Here is a 1,143-nt window from a genome sequence, read left to right on the forward strand (position 1 = left end):
AAAATGTTGACTGTGGCGCCTCGCGTGGCGACTGGTATTTCAGCAGCCTGCTAAGGAACCGCACAGCCTTCAAAGATTATTTGACAGTCACCCTCACAGATCTTCAGCGCGCGCTTATGCCCCCACTTCAAGCCTCTATCCGTAATGACGGCCTTACGATCATCGGGTCCTGCGGCTATAGCGACGCATGCGTTGTAGAAGGCGTCGATTGGAACACAGTTCTTTGAGCCCCGGGCCGAACAGTCTTCAACAGCCAATGCTTCAGCTTCCTCCTTTGTCCGGCCGTCCAGAGAATATCCAAGCTGTCGGTCATCCCCTCTCGCCCACGCACCCCATTTCACTGCCTTCGGCCGGGTATCCCCTACCCCGTGGCCAGGCAGATAGACCGAATTGTATTGCGGCGTTCCAGGCTGCTGTGCAGACGCGGTCATAGAAAGCAGACCGCCAAGCATGAGGATGATGCCAACTAGTCTGCTCATGTGTTCAGGCTCCTATTCTTATCACCGCTGCCATCATAATCCTGCTTGAAGTCCGAAGTCTGGCTCGAGCTGTTACCACCTACATTACCGAAGCTCGAGTTCGCCATGAACTGGCCTAGCATGCCGTTGAAGAACATGGTCGGCATCGGTCTAGGGAAGGGCACAGCCTTCGAAAATGATCTTGCAGTCAGGGCGGCAATTCTTAAGAGCCTGACTACGAGCTCGTTTTAGCCCTCGATCAGTAGTTATAGCCGTACGGTCGGTGGGCCCCTCCGCGATAGCCGCGCAGGCGTTGTAGAAAGTCTTTAGAGGGACACAGTTGACGGACCCTCGGGACTCGCAGTCAGCAACAGCCAGGGCTCGTGCCTCCTCCTCAGTCCTGCCGGAGACGGTAAATCCCAGCCGCCTATCGTCCCCTCTGGCCCACCCGCCCCACCGCAACGCCTGCGGCTTCGTATCACCCACGCCATGTGCTGGCAAATACACGGAGTTGTATTCTGGTGTTCCGGGCTGCTGTGCAGCAGCGAAGACAGGGAACAGCAAGCTACACACGGTGAGAATGCGAGCAAATCTGGTCATGACTTATCCTGATCCTCTTTTCTTCCAACGTAATCCTGCTTGAAGTCCGAAGTCTGGCCCGAGCTGTTACGACCCACATTACCGA

Annotated in this window: 2 protein-coding genes; both read right to left on the reverse strand. The window is 56.0% G+C overall.

Features of this window, described 5'->3' with window-relative positions:
* Positions 1-50: 50 nt before the first annotated feature.
* Positions 51-479, reverse strand: a complete 429-nt coding sequence (locus ACQKDV_RS19630) for a DUF4189 domain-containing protein (protein WP_427785891.1) — start codon at positions 477-479, stop codon at positions 51-53.
* A 150-nt stretch (positions 480-629) separates the two neighbouring features.
* Entirely contained in the window at positions 630-1,058 is a 429-nt protein-coding gene (locus ACQKDV_RS19635; RefSeq protein WP_427785892.1) for a DUF4189 domain-containing protein, read from the reverse strand.
* Positions 1,059-1,143 lie beyond the last annotated feature (85 nt).

The organism is Stenotrophomonas sp. NPDC077659 (assembly GCF_050268705.1).
In the GTDB taxonomy this organism is placed as follows: Bacteria; Pseudomonadota; Gammaproteobacteria; order Xanthomonadales; family Xanthomonadaceae; genus Stenotrophomonas.